At 64.0% G+C, this 383-nt stretch carries 1 pseudogene; it reads left to right on the top strand.

Features of this window, described 5'->3' with window-relative positions:
• Positions 1–235 (top strand): annotated as a pseudogene (locus tag ACTFO6_RS17925) (SAM-dependent methyltransferase); the annotation flags it as partial.
• Positions 236–383: the final 148 nt, after the last annotated feature.

Genomic DNA, 383 nt, shown 5'->3' with positions numbered 1-383 from the left:
AGCAGGCTTGCGCGTCGTGGAGGAGGGCGAGGTCGCCTGCCCCTTCGTCTTCCCGAGCAGCGAGGCCTCGTGGCGCGGAAACTCCAGCGCCGGGGTCAACCAAGCGGCCATTGCTCACAGCGGGGAAGAAGCAGTGAGAGCTGTTTATGCGAATGCCGACCGCGCCCACATGCGCCTGGATGGGAGTGTCCGCTACGACAATGTCTTTCTCTGGGCTTCCGGCGAACGACCGTAGCGATGGACGCCCGTGACTGCGTGCTAACGACCGGTTGCAGCGGACGGCCCGCCATTTAACGGCTCAAGCAGGATCGCAGCTTTTCAGGGCCATCACGAAGCGACTCCTTGGGCACCAAAGAAGATCCCGCGACCCCCGCCTTCTGGGA

This window comes from Pelomicrobium sp. G1 (genome assembly GCF_051905455.1).
GTDB lineage: Bacteria > Pseudomonadota > Gammaproteobacteria > Burkholderiales > UBA6910 > Pelomicrobium.
The sequence above is the reverse complement of the archived record's forward strand: the minus strand, read 5'-3'. Positions and strand labels throughout refer to the sequence as shown.